Below are 21,480 nucleotides of genomic sequence, written 5' to 3' on the forward strand. Positions count from 1 at the left end.
TCCGCTATAAAATGATGCAGATAAGCCCGTTGCAGCCATCGTTGATGATGCGCTCAATGGTCTCCCGCACCTTGCCGCGCGCATCCTCCGGCATTCGGGCGAGCTTATTGTGCATGCCCTCGTTCACAAGCTCATGCAGCGATTTGCCGAAAATGTTGGAGCCCCAGATCTGCGACGGATTTTCCTCAAATTCTTTCAGCAAGTACAGCACAAGATCTTCGGACTGCTGCTCCGAGCCGACGATGGGCGTAACCTCCGTGCGGATGCATGTGCGCATCATATGGATGGACGGTGCGGCCGCTTTCAGGCGAATGCCGAACTTGCCGTTCTGCTTGATGATTTCCGGCTCCTCGAGCGTCAGCTCCTCCATATCGGGCATGACGATGCCGTAACCCGTCTGCATCACGTCGTCGTAGGCGCTTTGCAGCTTTGCGAATTTCTTTTTAATCTCGTTCATCTCGATGAGCTTTGTGAGCAGGGCGGTTTCGTCTGCGACCTCCATGCCGGTCTTTTCGCCGAGAATTTTGAAAAACAGCGACGGCATGGGGGTAAGCTCCAGCACGCACGCGCCGCTGCCGAGATCCATGCGCGCGCAGCGGACGGTTTTGAGGTCCTCGCATGCGGCGAGACTACCCGAGACCTGCTGCACCTCGCAGACTCTATGGATATCGCATGCGCCTTTCAGGGTATCGAAAATCTCTTTTTTGAGCCAGTGGTCATCGTCAAGGTCGATGATCCAGCCGGGAATGTCGAGTCGAATTTCCCGCACGGGGAACTGATATAAAAGTTTCCCCAAAATGCCCTGAATGTCCTGCTCCGTGATGTCCATGCAGTTCACGGGCAGAACGGGCACGTTATAACGCTCGGAAAGCTCGCTTGCAAGCGCACGGGCTTCGTTCGTATTCGGGTAAACGCAGTTTAAAAGCACAATGTACGGGCGGTTCGTGGACTTTAATTCTGCAATGACACGCGCTTCCGCTTCCTCGTATTCCTCGCGCGGTATGTCGCTGATGCTTCCGTCCGTCGTGATGACAAGCCCGATGGTCGAATGCTCCGTGATCACCTTCTGCGTACCGATCTCCGCCGCCATATTGAACGGGATGGGATCCTCAAACCACGGTGTGCGCACCATGCGCGGCTGCTCCTCTTCTATGTACCCGAGGGCGCTCGGCACGATGAAGCCCACGCAGTCGATGAGCCGCACCTTAAACTCCGCCGTATCATCCATTTTTACGGTGACGGCCTGTTCGGGGATAAACTTCGGCTCGGTCGTCATGATGGTTCGGCCCGAGGCGGACTGCGGCAGCTCGTCGACGGCACGGTCGCGCGCGGCCTCATCTTCGATGTTCGGGATGACCGTCGTATCCATAAATTTCTTGATGAAGGTCGATTTGCCCGTGCGCACCGGGCCGACGACGCCGATGTAAATTTCGCCGTTCGTGCGCGACTGCATATCTTTATATACGCTGAATGCTTCCATAGCCATATCCTTTCCGCTGTCTTATTTTCGGCAGATGATCACAGGGCGGTCTTCGCTCAAAACGTCTTCCATACAGTCGTTATGCGTGCGGATGGCGCTGACGCGGGCGTGGTAGCGTTTTGCGATGTCCCAGACCTTTTCGCCGCTTGAAGCGTAATACACCGCCGCGCAGCAGGGCTCCGGCTCGGTGGTCTCATCGAGCTCCGCGCTTTCGAGTGACCGCGCGGCGTATACCACGCGCACCTGTTCTTCCATGCGCAGCTCTGCGGTGCACTCCACCGTGCTGCTGTCCGTAATGACATACTGCACAGATGTAATCTCGCCGCGCACACTGCGGCGTCCGACGATTTCTGCGGTATGGACATCGGTGAAATCGAGCATACGCTCCGTGTAGGCAATCTGCTTCTCTTTCGTGCGGTATAAAAGGCACACGGTGAATTTGCCGCGCACAGCGGCGTTTTCTTTTTCGGTAAACGCCGTCAGCGTGAGGCCCTCACACCAAATGTCGAGCACCTGCTCGAGGTCGTTTTCGGGAACGAGTACGTTCTCCTTCACGCGCACGCTGCGCGGCGGCAGCACCTCACAGCGCTCCAGTGAGAGATTCTTGTATTTCGCCGCCCACGCGCCCTTTATGGAATACGCGTCGCACACGGTGCGCACGGTACACGACTTTGTAAACTGCACGCAGAATGTGGGCTTTAGGTAAAGATTCAGCACGGTATATTCGCCCACGCTGTCCTCACGCGGCTGCACGGTGCATTCGCCGCCAAGCACGGAGATTTGTATGGTACAGTCCTCCCCCGCGCCGGCGCACTCCACTGTCTGCGTAAACGGCAATATGCACGAAAAGCGCTCCGGCATGGCGGTATCGGAAAACGTGCGGTATAAGATTTCCACACACGCCTTTCCCGTGACGACCGCGCCGCCCGCCTGTGGCTGCACCGTATCGATCTGATACCGCACACTGCAGCGCAAAACGGTCTCAATAGGCGACTTGCCGTTTGGCAGCTCTGCATTCTGCTCCAAAATAAACGCGTGCATCACGCAGCCCACGGCGCGGGTAACATCGTATTCTTCGCACTTTGTTTCCACACGGTCATCCGAAATGCAGTCTGCAATTTCAAGCTGCCGCACGGCGTAAGCACGCACGGAAAGTCCCAAAGTGATGTGCAGATCGACCCTGCGGGCGTTCATGGCGCGGCAGGTCATGTGCTGCACGAACGGCTCCGCTTCCGCCGTTACGTTTTCCGCCTGTGCACGCAGCCGCACCGAACAGGTGAACTCCTTTTTCGTATCGAACCCGCGCACGCAGCCGCCTTTTGCATCAAGATATAAAACATGCATGGAAGCGCAGCCGTCGATCGTAAGGCTGTCCCCTGCCGCCGAAACGGACGTGACCTCCGGCGTGACGATACATTTTAAAATCTTCTGGATATCCGCACAGTAATCCGGCAGGGTGTATTCCGTATCTACGGGGCACTCCTGCACGCCGTCAAAAATCTGTTCAAAGCCCTCATAGCGCTCTGTGTTTGTTTCCATCCGCATAAGCTCTGTAACCTTCCTTTCGCTGCCCTTTGTTTCGCTACATTGTATGAGCGGAAAGCGGACAATATGACCGCCCCTTTAAACGGAAAGTTCACAGTCTGTTCCTTGAAATTAAGGACCTTTCGTGGTATATTCGTGTAGAAGAAAGAAAAAACTGCCGGAGGTTTACTATGTCTCAGGTCACAAAGCGTGCGCTTGTCGCTTCGCTTAAAAATCAGTTGCTTAAAAAGCCGCTCGATAAAGTCACCATCAGCGATATTACAGATGACTGCGGCATCAGCCGCATGACGTTTTACTATCACTTTAAGGATATTTACGACCTCATTGAATGGGCATTTGAGGAAGAAGCCAGTCGCATTTTGGAGGGCAAAAAGGACTACGATACTTGGCAGCAAGGCTACCTGCGCATTTTTGAAGATTTGAACGCAAACAAGCCGTTTATCATGAATGTTTACCGTTCCATCAGCCGTGAAAAGGTGGAAAACTACCTGTACCGCATCACCTATGATCTTCTTATACACGTGATAAACGAAAAAGCCAAAGGCATGAACGTGCGCGACGAAGACAAGAAATTCCTTGCAAATTTCTATAAATATGCCTTTGTGGGGCTTGTGTTGGACTGGATCAAGCACGACATGAAGGATGACCCAAATATAATCGTCGCCGACCTTTCCGTTGCAATACACGGCAGTGTTTCTGCCGCGCTGGAACGGTACAGAAACGCTTAAATTTGGAATCATACGGGCAGCGCTGTTTGAGAATATGGCGCTGCCCTTTTTTATCAAAACGCCGTTCGTGATAAAAATTTATACGCATTTGCCGCCGTGTTTAAAAACTGAACACGGCGGCTTTTCTGTATATTGTTCTATACAAAAAGACATGATAAGATGTAGGCACAAAAACAAAAGAAACACTTTAGGAGGTTTTTTATATGTATTATGCAAGCGGCAACTATGAAGCATTTGCAAGACCGAAGAAGCCGGAGGGCGTAGACCAAAAATCGGCGTATATCGTCGGCAGCGGTCTGGCAGCCCTTACAGCAGCGTGCTACCTGGTGCGCGACGGCCAGATGAAAGGCGAGCATGTGCACATCCTCGAAAAAGAGCAGCTCGCGGGCGGCGCATGCGACGGCTGGAAATTTGAAAACGTCGGCTATGTGATGCGCGGCGGCCGTGAAATGGACAACCACTTTGAAGTCATGTGGGACCTGTTCCGTTCCATTCCGTCCATTGAGACCGAGGGCGTTTCCGTTTTGGACGAATATTACTGGCTTAACAAAGAAGACCCGAACTACTCCCTGTGCCGCGCGACCGTGAACCGCGGCGAGGACGCCTACACGGACGGTAAGTTTGATATTTCCGATAAGGGCGCTATGGAGATCATGAAGCTGTTCTTCACGCCGAACGAAGATTTACAGAACAAGCGCATTACGGACGTATTCGACGACGAGGTGCTGAACTCCAACTTCTGGCTCTACTGGCGCACGATGTTCGCCTTTGAAAACTGGCACTCCGCACTCGAGATGAAGCTGTACATCCAGCGCTTTATCCACCACATCGGCGGTCTGCCGGATTTCAAGGCACTGCGCTTTACAAAGTACAACCAGTATGAATCCATGATTCTGCCGATGGTGAAGTACCTTGAAAGCTACGGCGTGCAGTTTCACTTCGGCGTGAAGGTCACAAACGTCGAGTTTGACTGTAACGAACAGCGCAAGCTTGCAACGCGCATCGACACGCTGCGCGACGGCAAGGAAGAGCACATCGACCTCACCGAAAACGACCTTGTGTTCATCACGAACGGCGGCTGCGTGGAGAATTCCTCTATCGGTGACCAGAACACGCCGGCTAAGTTCAATACCGAAATCCGCGAGAGCGGCGGCTGGGATATGTGGCGCAAAATTGCCGCGCAGGACCCCTCTTTCGGTCACCCGGATAAGTTCTGCAGCGATCCTGAGCAGACGAACTGGATGAGCGCCACCGTTGAGACGCTCGACGACCGCATCATTCCGTATATCAAGAACATCTGCAAGCGCGACCCGTTCACCGGCAAGGTCGTCACCGGCGGCATTGTTTCCGTAAAGGACTCCTCCTGGCTTTTAAGCTGGACCATCAACCGCCAGCCGCAGTTCAAAGCACAGCCGAAGGGTCACTGCCTTGTGTGGGTCTATGGCCTGTTCTCCGACAAGCCCGGCGATTACGTCAAAAAGCCGATGCGCGAGTGCACCGGCAAGGAGATCTGCATGGAATGGCTGTATCACATCGGTGTACCGGAGGATCAGATTGAAGATCTTGCGGAGACGAGCGCCAACACCGTGCCGTGCATGATGCCGTATATCACCGCATTCTTCATGCCTCGCGCATACGGCGACCGCCCGGACGTTGTGCCTGCGGGCGCTGTGAACTTCGCGTTCCTCGGTCAGTTCGCCGAAACGAAGCGCGACACCATTTTCACGACGGAATACTCCATGCGTACCGGCATGGAGGCCGTATACACGCTGCTGAACGTAGACCGTGGCGTGCCGGAGGTCTGGGGCAGCGTATACGATTTACGCGCACTACTTGATGCCACCGTTAAACTCCGCGACGGCAAGAAAGTGACCGATATGGACCTCGGCCTCATCGAGCGCCTTGTTCTGAAAGAAGCGCTGAAGAAAATTGAGCATACGGACATTGAAAAGCTGCTCAAGGAATATAACGTGATCTAAGCTTTCCTAAATTCAATCATAACGTAATACGCAAAAGGCTCACTGTTCCCCCGCAGTGAGCCTTTTTGTTATGTGCAGTTTTGTGTTATGTCTCTTGCGGCAGCTTTCTGATGCCGAACATATGCCGCAGCATGAAGCCGATGAACCCTTTGCCGTTGACGATGACGACCTTCATAAAATACCGTTCCTTTCCGAGATCATAATGTGCGCAGCACCGCTACGCCGAGTGCGACAAGAATCACGGCGGCGATGAACAGCACGAGCCCCTCCGGGGAGATCTGTGCAAGCACCATGCCGAGTCCGAATGAAACGGCGCACAGTGCGCGCAGTTTTCGGTCCCGAAAGCATGGGTTATTGCAGCATTTCGGCATTCGCATAGAAAAGCACCTCCGTTTACCGAAGCTCCCTTACGGGGTCATTCCAGTATATACGGAGGTGCATCATTTGGTTACGGATTATTTTTCGGTATCTTTTTTGTCTTCCGTTTCGGGCAGGCGGCTTTGAATCTCGCTTTGCGGCGGTTCTGCCGGCATATCCTTCGGCGTGTAGACAATGACGAGCGCACAGCCGATGTTCACGCGAATTTCCGCACGGTCGGAGATGATGCAGTTGCTCACGCCCATTAAAGACGAACCCGCAGAGAGGTCTTTTTTCTCCAGCGGATACTGAAGACCCTCATACGTCAGGTTGCAGGAAGAGCCGTCAAACGGGAACACGGAGACCGTGGCGCCTTTCAGCTCCGTCAGCACAATGCGCCCACAGCGCACAACGAACACTTTGGTGTCTTCCGTACACAGCACCGCGCTGCCGCCGCGCTTGGAGATATACAAAAGCACATCGAGGTTCGCCATGGAGTGATCGAAGCGGTCGCCGCCGAGGCCGCCGATAAGCACAAATGTCTTGTAGCCGAGCTTCTGCCCCACCATGACGGCGCCCATCATATCGGTAACGTCCTTTTCAACGGGGAGCTTAATGGTGCGGATCGTCTCCGGCGGACGCTTTGCGGCGGAATCAAAATCGCCGATGACAAGGTCGGGGCGAACGCCGTACTGCACAGCGGTGTCGTAGCCCGCATCCGCACAGATGACGTAGTGCTCTTTCGGATCGAATTCTTCAAAAACGGCGCCGGACGCCAGCGGAGCCGCGCCGATGATCATACATTTTTTGTCTTTGATAACTGCCATTCCTTTATGTCCTTCACTTCGTTATACATTGCAATGTAACTGTCTATGCGGGAGCGGGAAATTTTTCCCTCTTCCACAGCCTTCAATACCGCGCAGCCTTTTTCGCAGGTATGCGAGCAGGAGGTAAATTTACATTCGCCGAGGTACGGCGCAAACTCCCTGAATCCCTCCGGCAGCTCCTCCTTGCGGAACAGCTCGTAGCGCTCAATATCCATGGTGGAAAAGCCGGGCGTATCGGCCACATAGCCGCCCTCCACGGGGTACAGCTCCACGTGACGCGTGGTGTGGCGGCCGCGGCCGAGCTTTTTGCTGGTCTCACCCGTCGCAAGCTCCAGCTCCGGCACAAGCAGGTTCAAAAGCGTGGATTTGCCCACGCCGGAGTTACCCGTAAATGCGGAGATGCAGCCCGTAAGCTCCGGGCGCAGGTCATCCACGCCCACGCCGTCCGCCGCCGAGACGAAGTAGCACCGAATGCCGATGCTGCCGTAAATGTCTTTCAGCTCCGTCGTATCGCTTAGGTCGGTCTTTGTGAACACGAGCACAGGCTCGATGCCCTTTAGCTCCGCCGCGGCGATGGTTTTATCGATGATGAGGGTGCTGGGCTGTGGGTCGCAGACGGAAGACACGACAAACAGCTTATCGAGGTTTGCAAGCGGCGGGCGCACAAGAAAGTTTTTGCGCGGCAAAATCTCCTGCACGTAACCCTCATCGTTCGCGTCCACTTCAATGCGGACGCGGTCGCCGGCATACGGCGAAATTTTATCTTTACGGAACTTGCCTCTTGCGCGGCAGGCGTGCAGTACATCGCCGCACTGCACGTAGTAGAACCCGCCGATGCCCTTGATGACCAGCCCTTCTTTCATTTCGCCCATATTAATCTTCGTGCGCCGTGACCGAGCCGTCGGATTCACTCATGTCGCCGCCGTTGTCCGGCGTCGGGGTCGGTTCCGGCTCCGGCGTTGCATACGACTGCTGCGAGGTCACGTTAATGCTCTGCGTGGTGTAATCAATCTCCGCCGTGATATACTGCTGGTCGTTCAGCGTGATGACGAGGTTCGCGCGGCCTTTGCCCGTGAACGTCATGTTGGAGTACGGAGAAGTCGAGGGGTTCACCGTGCGTGTCTCAACGAGTGTACCGTCCACGTAGATCTTCATCGTAAGATCATCCGATACGCCGCCGGGCAACGGAATATCGTAATAGACATCTTTCTGTGCGCCCTTGCCGGAGCTGACCGTTACGGTGACGACCGAGCCCTTCTTCGCCTTTTCGCCCTCGTCCGGGGAAACGGAAAGCACGGTGTTTTCGTCCTTGTCGCTCTCGTCGTCGTATTCCGCCGTGACCACAAAACCCGCGGCCTCCAGCTCCTCTTTCGCGGCGCTGTACTGGTAGCCGACGATGTTCGGGATCACGGCGCTTTCCGTAGACGGGCCGGAGCTGACGTAGATTGTGACCGTAGTGCCGGTAGAAACGGTAGAGCCTGCCGCCGGGTCGGTCTTGACGACGTAACCGACTGCGGTGTCGTCATCGGCGACTGCCTGAATCTTCGGAGAAAGGTTCAGTGCCTTCAGCGCGTCATACGCATCCTGCTGCTTATAGCCCTTCACGTCTTCCACAACGACCTGCTCGGCCTCGCCGTTGACGGTGAGCGAAACGGTCTTGCCCTTTTTCACGGTCATGCCGGCCGCCGGGGTCTGGCGCAGCACCTCGCCCGGCTGCTTGCTGGGCACGTTGCCGTAGGTAATTTCAAACGTGAGGTCCGCATATTCACTGTTTCCCTCTATATCGGAAGCATAAATCATCCCGACAAATTTCGGCAGGACAATCTCATCGGAGGTCGTGCTGGACGTTGAAAATCCCGGTAAGAAGCTCAAAAATCCAGAACCGGAATTTGCTCCTTTTCCTTTTACAAGATAAATAACGCCAACAACAATAGCCACGAATACAACCGCAGCCACAATTCCCAAAATAATTTTAGATGCACGATTACTGTTTTGTGAACGCACATATTCTTCTTCGTACTCGTAGTTGTCGTTATACTTCTGCGGCGCTGCGTTCTGCTGCACGTTGCCGTAAATATCCGCAGAGGTGCCCGCATACGCGCGGTCAACCTGCTCGCCGTAGTGGAACACAATTTCCGGGTTGCGGCGGAAGCGCTCCACGTCCTCCAGCATATCCGCTGCCGAGGGGAAGCGCTGCGCCGGGTTTTTCTCCATGGCGTGCATCGTAATCTCTTCGAGGCCCTTCGGAATGGACGGGTTGATGCGCGAAGGCGGTGTGGGCTCTGCCTGCATCTGCATGATGGCGACGGAGACCGCGTTATCCGCAACGAACGGCAGCTGACCCGTGAGCATTTCATACAGCATGACGCCTACGGAATAAATATCGGCCTTATCGTTGATATAACCGCCGCGCGCCTGCTCCGGCGCGATATAGTGCACAGAGCCGATGGCCTTGTCGGTCATGGTCTGCGTTTCTGCCTGCGAGAAGCGTGCGATGCCGAAATCCGTCACCTTAATGGTGCCGTCCTCGAGCAGCATGATGTTCTGCGGCTTGATGTCTCTGTGAATGATGCCCTTTTCGTGGGCGTGCTGCAAAGCGCGGAGGATCTGCACCGTAAAGTACAGCGCCTCTCTCCATTTGATCTCGCCCTGCTGCTCAATATACTGCTTCAAGGTGATGCCATCGATATACTCCATGACGATGTACTGAATGCGGTCACCAAAGCTGACATCATAGACCTTGACGATATTCGGGTGCGAAAGCACCGCAATGGCTTTCGATTCATTGCGGAAACGGCGTAGAAAATCGCTGTTGCCCGCAAGCTCTTCCTTTAAAATTTTAATGGCAACCCAACGCTTTTCAATGTTGTCATACGCCTTGTACACATACGCCATACCGCCTACGCCGAGAAGCTCGTGGATCTCATAGCGGCCGTCTAAACGTTTACCAATATATTTATCCATTCTTTTTCATCCTTTCTCAGCGGTTCTCGATCACCGCGACGGTCACATTATCGCTGCCGCCCTTGCTGTTTGCATAGCGGATCAGCTCATCGGCGAGCTCTTCTCCCTGATAGTTGCTGATGAAAAGCAGCAGCGTGTCGCGCTCTAAGTAATTGCTCAGGCCGTCTGTGCAGGAAAGCGCCAGATCGCCGGGCTCGAATTTATAGCAGCCGTAATCGCACTCCACCTCGGGGTGCACGCCCACAACGCGCGTGATGAGGTTGCGCTGCGGGTGCACGCGCGCCTCGTCCTCCGTGATGGCGCCGCTTTCCACAAGCTGCTGCACAAAGGAATGGTCGGTCGTAACCTGTTTTACGCCAAGCGCCGTCTTTAAGTAGCAGCGGCTGTCGCCTGCGTGGGCAATGTGCAGCACGCCGCCCGCCGCAATGCTGACGACAACCGTGGTGCCCATACCGTTTAAGGCCGGGTCTTCCTGCGCGCGGTGCAGCACCGCCGCGTTCGCGTCATTGATTGCATGCAGCATTATGTCGCGCACTGCGTCTTCTTCCATATCCGGCGTGTAGTTTTCCGTGATCGCTTTGCAGATGGCGTCGCAGGCAACACTGCTTGCAATGTTGCCGCCGTTTACGCCGCCCATGCCGTCGCAAACCACGGTCCACGCGCTGCCGTCCGAAAAAGTGCCACAGCGGCAGATGTCCTGGTTAGAGCTGCGCACCTGTCCGATATCCGTTTTGCATACCGCGTACATTAGACTGTACCTCCCTGTTCATTGCGTCGACGGAGCTGTCCGCAGGACGCTTCTATATCCGATCCGAGCGTGCGCCGGACGGTAGCGGTGATGCCCCGTTTTTCGAGGATCGCCGTGAATTTTCTGAGTCTCTCCTCCCCGCTTTTGCGGTAGCCCGTACCGGTGACGTCATTTACCGGAATGAGGTTCACGTGGGCGATGATGCCACGCAGGCGGGATGCAAGCTCGTTTGCGCAGGCATCGCTGTCGTTCACACCGCTGATCATAGCGTATTCAAAGGAGATGCGACGGCCCGTTACGTTGGAATAATAGCGGCAGGCTTTTAAGAGCTGCTCCACGTTCCACTTGCGGTTGACCGGCATGGTGCGGCTTCTGATCTCGTCGTTCGGCGCATGCAGCGAAACGGAAAGCGTCAGCTGCAACTTGCGGTCGGCAAGGTCGTAGATTTTTTCGACAAGCCCGCAAGTTGAAAGCGAAATATGCCGCATACCTATATTAAGCCCGTTTTCTGACGAAACAAGCTCCAAAAATCTTAAAACATTCTTATAATTGTCGAGCGGCTCGCCCATGCCCATCAAAACGACATTCGAGATGCGCTCGCCGATGTCCTTCTGCGCCGTTTGGATTTCCGAAATCATCTCACTCGGCAAAAGATCACGCGAAAAGCCGCTTTTGCCCGTGGCACAGAACGTGCAGCCCATTTTGCAGCCCACCTGTGTGGAAATGCAAATGGAGTAGCCGTGTTTATATTTCATAAGGACGGATTCAATCATCTCACCGTCGTTCAAGCGGAAAAGATATTTTTTAGTGCCGTCTATTTTGGAAACGCGCCGAATGGCGATCTCCGTATTTCGTATTTCAAAGCTTTCTTTTAAAGCAACGCGCAGGTCTTTGGAAAGGTCTGTCATCTCGTCAAACGAGGTCGCGCCGCGCTGATGCAGCCAGCGGTATACCTGCGCTGCGCGGAATTTTTGCAAGCCGCGCAAGGCAAAGTCCTCCTGCAGCTCCGAAAGCAGCATGGATTTTATATCGGTCAACGCTTCGTCTCCTTCCCTGTTTCTGTTTTTCTGCGCATGGCGGCGGCGAAAAAGCCGTCTCCGCCGTGGTCCATGGGCATCATGGTGCGCATGAATTTCGGTTCGTTCACCGTGTGGGAGATGCCCTCCGTTTCGGGCAGGTCATACGGTTCAAACTCCGGGTGGCGTTTTAAAAACTCGGTCACCACCGCGCCGTTTTCCGCATCGCGCAGTGTGCACGTGGAATAAAACAGCATACCGCCCGGACATACAAGCTGTGCGGAATGCTCCAAAATTTTGAGCTGCAATGCAGGCAACTCTTTAAAGCTCTCCTGCTTTTTGTAGCGGATTTCCGGCTTGCGTCGAATAACCCCGAGTCCGGAGCATGGCACATCGCACAGCACGCGGTCGTACTGCTTTTCACACACACCGGTCGCGGCATCGCGCACGGCGGCGTGAATGATGCTCAAGCCTAATCTCTCCGCGCCTTTTTTGATGAGGTTCACGCGACCTTTGTATAAATCGAACGCATCGAGCACGCCTGTGTTTTCCATGTATTCCGCAAGCGTGAAGCTCTTGCCGCCCGGCGCTGCACAGACATCCGCAAGCCGCTCTCCGGGTTGCGGTGAAACAAACGCACACAAAAGCTGCGAAGAAAGATCCTGCACATGGAATTTGCCTTCCGCAAAGCCCGGCAAACCGGTAACATCGCCCGTGCCGTGCACGCAAAGGGCGTTTTGGAGCACCGCTTTCTCCGCGGTGTTTTCCGGCAGCGATTGTATCAAATCGTCCGCCGTGGTCTTTAGCGGATTTATGCGGATATACGTTTCCGCCCGTTCGGACATAGCCTTTAACAAATCTATGCAAACGGTCTCGCCGTAATCCTTTTTAAAGCTCTCGATGATCGGCTGCGGAATGTTATAGCGAACGCTGAGGTCATCTTCGGGAATTATTACCTCATGCCAACCGCGCGCAAAGCTGCGCAGCACACCGTTCACGAAGTTTTTATACTGCCCGCGCCGATATTCTGCCGCGCACAAAACGGCTTCGTTCACGGCGGCGGAATCCGGCACACGGTCAAGGTACATCATTTGGTACACGGCGATACGCAAGATGTTGAGCACCGTGCCGTCCAGCTTCTGCTTCGGTTTTGCGAGGAACTTGCGAATATAAAAATCGAGCGTCAGACGCTTTTCCAAAACGCCATAGAAAATGGTGGAGGTCAGCGCCGCGTCGCGCGGAGAAAGCTCCGCCGCGCGAATGGCTTTATCGATGACGATGTTCGAGTAGCCCTCGTTTTCCGTCACCTCGGAAAGCGCCGTAAGCGCCGTTTTTCGGGAAGAAGTCGCCATATTATTGAACCTTCGCCTTTGCTTCTATCGCGTGACCGCGCAGATAATCGCTGCCGCGCATACGCTTACCGTTTTCCGGCTGAATTTCCATGAGCTGCACGGCATTTTCGCCGCAGCAAACAGCCATTTCGCCGCCGATCACCGCAATTTCTCCCGGTTCGCCTTTGCCGACAACGACTTTCGTCCTGTGCAGCTTCATGCGCTTGCCCTCTATCGTGAAAAACGCGGACGGCCACGGGTTCAAACCGCGCACAAGGTCGTGAACGCGCTCGGCGGGCTGTGTCCAATCGATTGCGCCCATCTCCTTACGGATCATCGGCGCGTGGATTGCTTCCGCATCGTTCTGCGGCTGCGGGGTGATGGTGTCGAGCTTATCAATGGTATCGACGAGTAGCTCAGCACCGAGCACCATCAGGCGGTCGAAAAGCTCGCCTGCAGTCTCGTCTTCACCAATAGGCGTTTCCGCTTTCGCCAGCATGTCGCCGGTGTCTATGCCATCTGCCATCTGCATGATGGTCACACCGGTGATTTTATCGCCGTTCAGCACCGCCCACTGGATCGGCGCGGCGCCGCGGTACTTCGGCAGCAAAGAGCCGTGCACGTTGATGCACCCGCGCGGCGGGATGTTCAGCACACGCGGCGGCAGAATCTTTCCATACGCCGCAACAACGATGAGCTCCGGCGCAAGCGCCTTCAAATACGCTATTTCGTCTTCATTATTTTTAAATGTCGTCGGCTGACGCACTTCAATGTTGTGTGCCATTGCCGTTTCTTTTACGGGCGGCGGCAGCAGCTTGTGCCCCCTGCCCTTCGGCTTATCCGGCTGGGTATAGACCGCCAAAATCTCATGGCCGCGCTCCAGAAGCGCGTTGAGGCTCGGTACGGCAAAATCCGGTGTGCCCATGAATACGATGCGCATGGAAATTCCTCCTTTTTCTCTAAATTCTGTCTTAGCTTTCCAACTCGTCCGGCTCCAGCATGCGGCTGGCGCGCGTGACAAAGCATACGCCGTTCAGGTGGTCAATTTCATGGCAGAACGCGCGGGCCAGCAGCTCTGTGCCGCTGATTTCAAACGTTTTACCGTTTCTGTCCTGTGCGCGGACGGTGACGTTCATAGGGCGCTTGACCATGCCAAACTCACCCGGGAACGAGAGGCAGCCCTCTGCGCCGTCCTGCTCGCCGGAGGTTTTGATGATTTCCGGGTTGATAAGCTCAATGCGGCCCTCGCCGACATCGATAACGACGATACGGCGCAGCAAACCGACCTGCGGTGCAGCAAGGCCGACGCCGTTTGCGTCCTCCATCGTCTCGTACATATCGTCAAGCAGCGTACAAAGCTTCTCGTCGAATTTTTCGACCGGGCGGCACATTTTGGTCAGCACGTCGTCGCCCTTTTTCACAATATTTCTAAGCGCCATTTGCGGCACTCCTTTCCTGTGAATTCAAATTTCTGTTACAAAATCGCGTCGGGGTTCGGGTCTGCATACGCGGTGACGCTCAAAAAGCGCTTATCGCTTGAAAAAACGCCTAAAAGAGACGCGATGGCATCCCGAAATGCCTTGGAATTCTTGTATTTCATGATAATCTTATATCGGTATTTGCCGCCCATACGCGACACGGATGCCGCAGAGGCGCGTAATAAACGCAGCGGCAAGTTGGGATAGTCCCGGCGGAACGTCTCTGCAAGCAGCGCGGAGAAATGCTCCGCTGCCGCACGCACGGTGTCTTCCTTTTCGCCCACAAAGCCGATTTGCAAAAGATCCGCAAACGGCGGGTACAGCATGGCCCTTCTGAAACGAATTTCCGTTTCAAAAAAGCTTTCGTAATCCTGCGCGGCGGCAAGGTGCAGGTACGGGTTTTCCGGCACATGCGTTTGAATGAGCGCCATGCCGCGGTAGCGCCCGCGCCCCGCACGCCCCACGACCTGTGTAAGCAAGTCGAATGTGCGCTCGTTGCTGCGGTAATCATCGCTGTATAAGGACTGATCTGCCGAAAGTACGCCGACAAGCGTGACGTTCTCGAAATCAAGCCCCTTTGCAACCATCTGCGTGCCGATCATGATGTCATACTCGCCGTTTGCAAATGCGTTGAGCTTCTTTTCAAGTGCGTATTTGTTCGCAGTGGTATCGGTATCCACGCGCAGAATGCGCGCCTCCGGGAACGCCTCCCGCAGCTGATCCTCCGCCTTCTGCGTGCCGCCGCCGGAAAAGGTCAGCTCACCGCCGCACGCCTTACAGCGCACGTAAGCAGGTTCGGAATGGCCGCAGTAGTGGCACATCAGGCGGTTATTCGCCGCGTGGTATGTCATGGAAATGGAGCAGTTCGGGCACGCGGCGACCGTTTTGCAGTCCTTGCACACGGCATACGTATGGTAGCCGCGGCGGTTGAGCAGCAAAATGGACTGCCTGCCCGCGCGGATATTTTCGGAGACCGCACGCGCCAGCGCCATACTGATCATCGGCTTGCCGCGGTAGAGATCTTCGTTGTTCATATCGACAAGCTGCACCGTAGGCACAACGGCATCGCCGTAGCGGTGGTGCAGCGCGTGGTAGCGGTACTTGCCGCTTTGCGCCATGTAGTAGGACTCAACAGACGGCGTAGCGGAGCATAAAAGGCAGTAAGCGCGGTTATAATTCACGCGAAACTTCGCGATGTCCCGTGCGTGGTAGCGCGGCGTGCTCTCCGATTTATACGTACTCTCCTGCTCCTCGTCCATGACGATGAGCCCGAGATTCTGCACAGGCGCGAACACGGCAGAACGCGTGCCGACGACAATTTTCGCCCTGCCGGTGCGCACGCGCTTCCACTCATCCATGCGCTCGCCAACGGAAAGCCCGCTGTGGAAAACCGCAACGGTATCGCCGAACGCCGCCGTAAACACGGCAAGCGTCTGCGGGGTAAGAGAAATCTCCGGCACCGTGACGATGACACCCTTGCCAACAGTAAGCACATGGCGAATGACATGCAGGAACACGGCGGTTTTACCGGAGCCCGTCACACCGTAGAGCAGACCGACCATCGGTTCTGCCGCATCGCATTCGCGCAGAATGTCATTTGCCACATTCATCTGCTCTGCCGAAAGCGTCTGCGGCAGCCTGATGTCTGCCATTTCCTGCTTTGGGCGTCGGAAGCGCTCGACTTCAAAAATCTCCGCTGCGCCCTTATCGGCAAGCGTGCGGATGATACCCGCACTCACGCCGGTATAGTAGCTCAGCTCGCGCACGGTTACGGTGCCGATGGCGCACAGCGTATCGAACGCGCTTTGCTGCTTCGGAGTCAGCTTGCCGGAAAAATCCGGCACGGCACAGACCATGCGCGTAGTGGCATCCGCCGCATTGCGGGACGCCGCGTTTTCGCGTATGACCGTGCCGTTTTCGAGCAGCGAAAGCAGATCGTTGCTTTTTTCTTCTATACCGAGCCTTTCGGTGAGTTCTGCGCCGGTAAGTCCGTTTTTTGCCGCCGTCAGCGCCACGATAATCTGCCACGCGGTATCCGTGAACGCTTCGCGGTCATAGTTTTTGAACGCGGCATTCATGCGATAGCGGTTTACGAGCTTATAGCCGATACCGGCGGGAATCATGACCTTTACGGCATCGTACAGTGTGCAGAAGCAGCGGCTTTTCATCCATGGGATGAGCGCCAGCATTTCGTCATCCAAAAGCGGCTCTTTGTCCAAAACAGACGCGATGGCTTTCAGCTTTTGCCCTGCGCCGCTTTCATACGACGTAGAGAGCACCATGGCGACGCGCGTGCGGTTGCCTGCGCCGAACGGCACAGTAACGCGTACGCCCGGACGTACCGCCGTTTCCAATGCCTGCGGCACACTATACGTAAACGGCTTATCAAACCGATATGTGGTATTCTCCAAGGCCAACTGCGCCAGCAAAGCAAAAACTCCCTTTACGGTAAATTAGCCGTCAATCTCGTCCGGCTCGATGATCTTATACTTCTCATCGACGAAGTCCTGCACGGCCAAATCAACCGGCTTTTCAACGATGATTTCATTGTTGTCTTCCGCTTCCTGTGTAATTTCTCTTGCGCGCTTTGCAACGGCGATAACAACGGAATAATAGCTCTTGTGCGGGGTTTTAATGATGTTACAGGACGGTTTAAGCATGGTTCAGGATCCTTTCTGCTATATCTTTTTCGCGGGAAACACGCAGCTTCTCCGCGGCTAAAATGGCTTCTATATCAAGCACGGCCTGTTCGACCGTGTCGTTGATGACGGCGTAATCGTAATCTTTTACGCAGCGGATCTCGTCTGCCGCGGCAGCGAGGCGCTTCTCTATAACTTCTTCTGTTTCGGTGCCTCTGCCGCGCAGACGCTTTTCAAGCACCTTTAAGGACGGCGGCAGGATGAAAAGGCTCACGCAGTCCGGCGCGACTTTTTTAATCTGTCTGCCGCCCTGCACCTCAATCTCAAGCACGACATCGTGCCCTTCCTCAAGCCACTTTTCAACCGGCGCTTTCGGCGTGCCGTAGAAGTTGTCGCAATATTCTGCATATTCGAGCATCGCATGGTTTTCGATGTTCGTTTTGAACTCGTCTTTTGTGATGAAGTAATAGTGCACGCCGTGTTCCTCCCCCGGGCGCGGAGCGCGCGTGGTGGCGGAAACGGACATTTTAAGATTCGCATTGCGGCGGAACAATTCTTTTAAAATGGTCCCCTTGCCGCCGCCGGAGGGCGATGAAACGACAACAAGCAGTCCTCTTTTTTTCATCGGAAACATTCCTTTCTTTTCCGTTATTTATACATTCGGGGCTTCCGCTTCAACGGGGTCTTCTGCTTTTTCGCCGGTATTAAAGCGGTTTGCAACGGTCTCCAGCTGCAAAGCGGAAAGCACCACATGGTCACTGTCCATGATGATGACGGTGCGCGTTTTTCTGCCGCACGTGGCATCGATCAAGGCGCCGCGTTCCCTTGAATCCTGCACGATGCGCTTAATCGGGGCGGATTCCGGGCTGACAATGGCGATCATGCGCTCTGCGGAAATCATGTTGCCAAAGCCGATGTTCACAAGCTGCATAATAAACGCTCCTTACTCGATGTTCTGGATCTGCTCGCGGATCTTTTCAATCTCGGCCTTGATATCCACCACCATGTAGGCGATCTTGGAATCGCTGGCCTTCGAGCCGATCGTATTCGCTTCGCGGTTCATTTCCTGTACAAGAAAATCCATTTTTCGACCGGAGGGCTCTTCGGCGCTCAAGAACGCCTTAAGCTGGTCGAAATGGCTGCGCAGACGCACGGTTTCTTCCGCCACGGCGACCTTATCCGCAAAAATGGCGGCTTCGGTCAAAATGCGCTGCTCGTCGATCGTGGTGTCATTCAGTACCTCGCGCAGCTTTGCTTCCAGACGCTCGCGGTATTCCGTGACGGTCTCCGGGGAGCGCTCTTCAATCTGCCCGACGATGTTTAAAATCGTCTCTGCACGAGACATGACGTCCTCGTAAAGGCGCTGTCCCTCCGTCTCGCGCATTTGAATAAACGCGTCCACCGCTTTTTCAGCAACCTGCTTCACGTCTGCCCAAATGGCTTCCTCATCCTCCGGCGCCTTGTGCACGGAAAAAATATCGGGGTAGCGCGAAAGAGAATTGACGGTAACGGTATCCGGCAGATGGTAGCGCTCGGAAAGCTCGCGGAACGCCGCAATATAACCCGCGGCAAGCGAGTGGTTCACACTGACGACGACATCCGTGTCCTCCAGTGTCTCAATGCTCAAATAAAAATCGATCTTGCCGCGTGCCACACGGCTCTGCACGTAGGTTTTCAGCTTATCCTCAAGGAATCCGTAGCCGCGCGTCACACGGGGAGAAAACTCAAAATACTTGTGGTTGACCGATTTCAGCTCCGCCGTAATGTGTCTGCCGTTGACGGTTTCTTCGCAGCGGCCGTACCCGGTCATGCTTTTCAGCATAGGATCATCTCTTTTCTAAAATTCTGTCTATGTTTTTCGGGATATTTTGTGTTCCTCACAGAGGACATAGTACCCGACTTTAATTCTATCAAGATATTTTACCATTTTAAGCCGGAAAATGCAACCTATCGCGGGCGAAAATCGGAATTTTCGGAAAAAACAAAACACCGCAGGCAGCAGCCCGCGGCAATTTTGATGCAATACCGCATAAAGAGGTTTCGCTTTGCGGCATTTTGGGGTTTATTCGTAATGCACGATGAGGCTCATCGGCGCTTCGGCGTGATCTTCCGCAACCGTAAACCCGCGCTGCTTGAAGAAATCAAAAAAATCCGGGAATGCGGTGCGGAGGTGATTCATGCCGTTCGTCTCGCCGAACGACGCGGCGGAGCGCATAAGTGTATCGAGCACAAAAGTCGTCATGGGGTCGGGCTTTGCTTTTGTGAAATCGGTCTGCCCGGAGACGGAAAAGCCGTAGAACACAAGCGTGTCGTCTTCAAGCGCGACGACGACATAGCCGAGCGTTTCTTCGCCATCCGTCATCACAAGCACACGGCCGTTATCGGGTGCGCCCTCTGTTTTTGCCAGCAGGGCGGCTTCTTCTGTTTTTTCCGCCATTGGTACGATTTGCAGCATTTTGTTTTTCCTCCTCGCGCTGTGTGTTCTGCGCGTTTCCTTTTTTCTGTGCGGCGGCGCGTAATCTGCGCACTTCGTCCGGGGTCAGGTCACGGAAGCGCCCCTGCGGCAGCATGCCGAGCTTCACCGCGCCGATGGCCGTGCGCTTCAGTCTGGCCACTTCAAGGCCCACTGCTTCACACATGTTGCGGATCTGGCGGTTGCGGCCCTCATGCAGTACGAATTCCAGCACCACACGGCCGGGCTGCTGCTCCAAAACACGCACGGAAGCCGGGGCGGTCATTCTGCCGTCGATTTCCACACCGACCGCAAGACGCGTCAGCTGTTCTTCCGTTACGCCGGGGCGCACCGTAACACGGTACACCTTCGGCACATGTGTAGACGGGTGCGCGATGAGATTTGCAAAATCGCCGTCGTTTGTCATGAGCAGCAAGCCCTCGGAGTCTTTATCGAGGCGGCCGATGGGGAATAATCTCACAGGCAGCTCCTCCACAAGCTCGCTGACGCACTTTCTGCCGCGGTCGTCGGACATGGAGGTCAAATAGCCGCGCGGCTTATGCACCATTATGTACACCTTTTCGTCCACGGTCTGCACGCGCTGACCGTCTACGGTAACCTTGTCTTTCTTCACATCCACCTTGTCGCCGATCTGCGCGCGGACGCCGTTGACCGCAACGCGCCCCGCCGCGATCATCTCCTCTGCCTTGCGGCGCGAAGCGATGCCGCACTCCGCAAGCATCTTTTGCAGTCTTGTATCTTTAGCCATAGTTCAAAACCTTTCTCTGTATTTCTCAATTTATAAAGCTTGTGCTTCTCAAAAAGCGGGCGAACCACTTTTGAAGCCATATGCGTTCGTCCTTTTGCAAAGCACAATCTTCGCTTGAAACAAGCGGTGTTTCCTTTAAAACCTTGCCGTTCACGCTGTATCGCACGCAGCCGATTACGTCGCCTTTTTCTACCGGCGCATACACAAATTGCGGCAGAATGCACCCCGCCGTGACCGTCACATCTTTCGGCAAAACGGCGCTTTCCTGCGTTTGGAGCGTGAGACTTATGCACTCTTTTTCACCGCCGACAGCGGGAAGCGAAACCGGCTGAAAATCCGCCGTATATGTTCGCTCTGCAAGCTGTGCAAAGCCGTAATCGTACAAATTCATGTGGTCGTTCCAGTCGTCCGGGGCATTTAATGTCACACAAATGAGCCGTGCGCCGTCCCGCTCTGCGGAAGACACAAGGCAGCGCCCGGCCTTTTTCGTAAAGCCCGTTTTGATGCCCGTACAGTCCGGGTACAGCTTTAGTAAACGATTGTGATTTTCATATCGCACGGTTTTTTCGGGCGAAATAAACGGCACGGAAAGCGTCGTCTGCCCCACCGCGGCGGCAAACTCTTCATTTTGCATCGCTTCCGCGGCAAGCAGCGCCATGTCATACGCCGTGGAGCCGTGCCCCTCGGCATCGAGCCCCGAGGGCGTGACGAAATGCGTCTGCATCATATGAAGCTCTGCGGCACGCGCGTTCATCTTCTCGGAAAATGCTTCCGCCGAATCGGACAGATACAGCGCTATCGCATTCGCACCATCGTTGCCGGAGGCCATCATCATGCCGCGGGCGATGTCGCCGAGTGCAAGCACCTCCCCGGCGCGCAGCCCCATAGAGGAGCCCTCCACGCTTATCATTTCCGGCGTGATTGTCACGGGATCACCCCTATGCTCACTTTCAAATGCCAACAGCGCCGTCATGATCTTCGTCGTGCTCGCAACGGGCAGTACCTCGCGGCTGTTCTTTTCAAATAAGACCGTGCCGCTCACGGGCTCATACAGTACGGCGGCATACGCCGAAACGCTTACGGACTCCGCCGTCTCTGCCGAAACCGGCAGACTGCCCCACACAAAAACGACCGCCAGCAAAACACAAAGTATCTTTCGCAAAAATC

At 55.0% G+C, this 21,480-nt stretch carries 21 protein-coding genes; 2 read left to right on the plus strand and 19 right to left on the minus strand.

Going from position 1 to position 21,480, the window contains the following annotated elements; all coding sequences use genetic code 11:
• Positions 1–4: 4 nt before the first annotated feature.
• Both spoIVA and ACI0CA_RS11060 read right to left on the minus strand, forming a co-directional pair.
• Positions 5–1,480 (minus strand): stage IV sporulation protein A, encoded by a 1,476-nt coding sequence (spoIVA, locus tag ACI0CA_RS11055; protein ID WP_308448859.1) that lies wholly within the window; start codon positions 1,478–1,480, stop codon positions 5–7.
• Positions 1,481–1,501: 21 nt separating this feature from the next.
• A complete protein-coding gene (locus ACI0CA_RS11060; protein WP_308448715.1) occupies positions 1,502–3,025 on the minus strand; it encodes a DUF3794 domain-containing protein in 1,524 nt (507 codons plus the stop codon).
• Positions 3,026–3,195: 170 nt separating this feature from the next.
• Between ACI0CA_RS11060 and ACI0CA_RS11065 the strand changes: the two genes are divergently transcribed.
• Positions 3,196–3,753, plus strand: coding sequence for a TetR/AcrR family transcriptional regulator (locus tag ACI0CA_RS11065; RefSeq protein WP_308448716.1), 558 nt, complete (start codon positions 3,196–3,198; stop codon positions 3,751–3,753).
• Between the two features lie 203 nt (positions 3,754–3,956).
• On the plus strand, positions 3,957–5,732 hold the full coding sequence (locus ACI0CA_RS11070; RefSeq protein ID WP_308448717.1) for an oleate hydratase: 1,776 nt from the start codon (positions 3,957–3,959) through the stop codon (positions 5,730–5,732).
• Positions 5,733–5,929: 197 nt separating this feature from the next.
• Here ACI0CA_RS11070 and ACI0CA_RS11075 read toward each other — a convergent pair whose 3' ends face one another.
• The 17 genes from ACI0CA_RS11075 to ACI0CA_RS11155 form a co-directional block, all read right to left on the minus strand.
• The gene (locus tag ACI0CA_RS11075) at positions 5,930–6,109 is read right to left on the minus strand and encodes a hypothetical protein (protein ID WP_316523286.1); all 180 of its coding nucleotides are present in this window, start codon (positions 6,107–6,109) and stop codon (positions 5,930–5,932) included.
• Between the two features lie 78 nt (positions 6,110–6,187).
• On the minus strand, positions 6,188–6,916 hold the full coding sequence (locus tag ACI0CA_RS11080) for a thiamine diphosphokinase (protein ID WP_395507418.1): 729 nt from the start codon (positions 6,914–6,916) through the stop codon (positions 6,188–6,190).
• Complete coding sequence (gene rsgA / locus ACI0CA_RS11085) at positions 6,886–7,788, minus strand: ribosome small subunit-dependent GTPase A (protein ID WP_308448720.1); 903 nt, start codon at positions 7,786–7,788, stop codon at positions 6,886–6,888. Before rsgA ends, ACI0CA_RS11080 begins: the two co-directional genes overlap by 31 nt.
• Before the next feature lies 1 nt (position 7,789).
• Complete coding sequence (pknB, locus tag ACI0CA_RS11090; RefSeq protein WP_446806807.1) at positions 7,790–9,880, minus strand: Stk1 family PASTA domain-containing Ser/Thr kinase; 2,091 nt, start codon at positions 9,878–9,880, stop codon at positions 7,790–7,792.
• 16 nt (positions 9,881–9,896) lie between these two features.
• Positions 9,897–10,628, minus strand: coding sequence for a Stp1/IreP family PP2C-type Ser/Thr phosphatase (locus ACI0CA_RS11095; RefSeq protein WP_176821365.1), 732 nt, complete (start codon positions 10,626–10,628; stop codon positions 9,897–9,899).
• Positions 10,628–11,647, minus strand: a complete 1,020-nt coding sequence (gene rlmN / locus ACI0CA_RS11100) for a 23S rRNA (adenine(2503)-C(2))-methyltransferase RlmN (protein WP_446806955.1) — start codon at positions 11,645–11,647, stop codon at positions 10,628–10,630. The genes ACI0CA_RS11095 and rlmN overlap by 1 nt, the downstream gene beginning before the upstream one ends.
• 14 nt (positions 11,648–11,661) lie before the next feature.
• Positions 11,662–12,996 carry a 16S rRNA (cytosine(967)-C(5))-methyltransferase RsmB gene (gene rsmB, locus ACI0CA_RS11105; protein WP_446806806.1) on the minus strand — a complete coding sequence of 445 codons (1,335 nt, stop codon included), beginning with the start codon at positions 12,994–12,996 and terminating at the stop codon, positions 11,662–11,664.
• A gap of 1 nt (position 12,997) precedes the next feature.
• Positions 12,998–13,915 carry a methionyl-tRNA formyltransferase gene (gene fmt, locus ACI0CA_RS11110; protein WP_308448723.1) on the minus strand — a complete coding sequence of 306 codons (918 nt, stop codon included), beginning with the start codon at positions 13,913–13,915 and terminating at the stop codon, positions 12,998–13,000.
• Positions 13,916–13,946: 31 nt separating this feature from the next.
• On the minus strand, positions 13,947–14,414 hold the full coding sequence (gene def, locus ACI0CA_RS11115; RefSeq protein ID WP_176821362.1) for a peptide deformylase: 468 nt from the start codon (positions 14,412–14,414) through the stop codon (positions 13,947–13,949).
• A gap of 35 nt (positions 14,415–14,449) precedes the next feature.
• Positions 14,450–16,882, minus strand: a complete 2,433-nt coding sequence (priA, locus tag ACI0CA_RS11120; RefSeq protein ID WP_446806805.1) for a primosomal protein N' — start codon at positions 16,880–16,882, stop codon at positions 14,450–14,452.
• Positions 16,883–16,906: 24 nt separating this feature from the next.
• Complete coding sequence (locus ACI0CA_RS11125; protein WP_176821360.1) at positions 16,907–17,113, minus strand: DNA-directed RNA polymerase subunit omega; 207 nt, start codon at positions 17,111–17,113, stop codon at positions 16,907–16,909.
• Complete coding sequence (gene gmk / locus ACI0CA_RS11130) at positions 17,106–17,717, minus strand: guanylate kinase (RefSeq protein WP_419068947.1); 612 nt, start codon at positions 17,715–17,717, stop codon at positions 17,106–17,108. The genes ACI0CA_RS11125 and gmk overlap by 8 nt, the downstream gene beginning before the upstream one ends.
• Positions 17,718–17,744: 27 nt before the next feature.
• Positions 17,745–18,023, minus strand: coding sequence for an extracellular matrix/biofilm regulator RemA (gene remA, locus ACI0CA_RS11135; protein ID WP_176821358.1), 279 nt, complete (start codon positions 18,021–18,023; stop codon positions 17,745–17,747).
• Between the two features lie 12 nt (positions 18,024–18,035).
• Complete coding sequence (locus ACI0CA_RS11140; protein WP_308448726.1) at positions 18,036–18,914, minus strand: YicC/YloC family endoribonuclease; 879 nt, start codon at positions 18,912–18,914, stop codon at positions 18,036–18,038.
• A 240-nt stretch (positions 18,915–19,154) separates the two neighbouring features.
• On the minus strand, positions 19,155–19,529 hold the full coding sequence (locus ACI0CA_RS11145) for a hypothetical protein (RefSeq protein WP_417104775.1): 375 nt from the start codon (positions 19,527–19,529) through the stop codon (positions 19,155–19,157).
• Positions 19,471–20,313 carry a pseudouridine synthase gene (locus ACI0CA_RS11150; protein WP_176821355.1) on the minus strand — a complete coding sequence of 281 codons (843 nt, stop codon included), beginning with the start codon at positions 20,311–20,313 and terminating at the stop codon, positions 19,471–19,473. Before ACI0CA_RS11150 ends, ACI0CA_RS11145 begins: the two co-directional genes overlap by 59 nt.
• A 25-nt stretch (positions 20,314–20,338) precedes the next feature.
• The gene (locus ACI0CA_RS11155; RefSeq protein WP_446806804.1) at positions 20,339–21,475 is read right to left on the minus strand and encodes a D-alanyl-D-alanine carboxypeptidase family protein; all 1,137 of its coding nucleotides are present in this window, start codon (positions 21,473–21,475) and stop codon (positions 20,339–20,341) included.
• Positions 21,476–21,480 lie beyond the last annotated feature (5 nt).

Origin of the sequence: Hominenteromicrobium mulieris (genome assembly GCF_046197855.1) — a bacterium.
Classification (GTDB): Bacteria; Bacillota; Clostridia; order Oscillospirales; family Acutalibacteraceae; genus Hominenteromicrobium; species Hominenteromicrobium mulieris.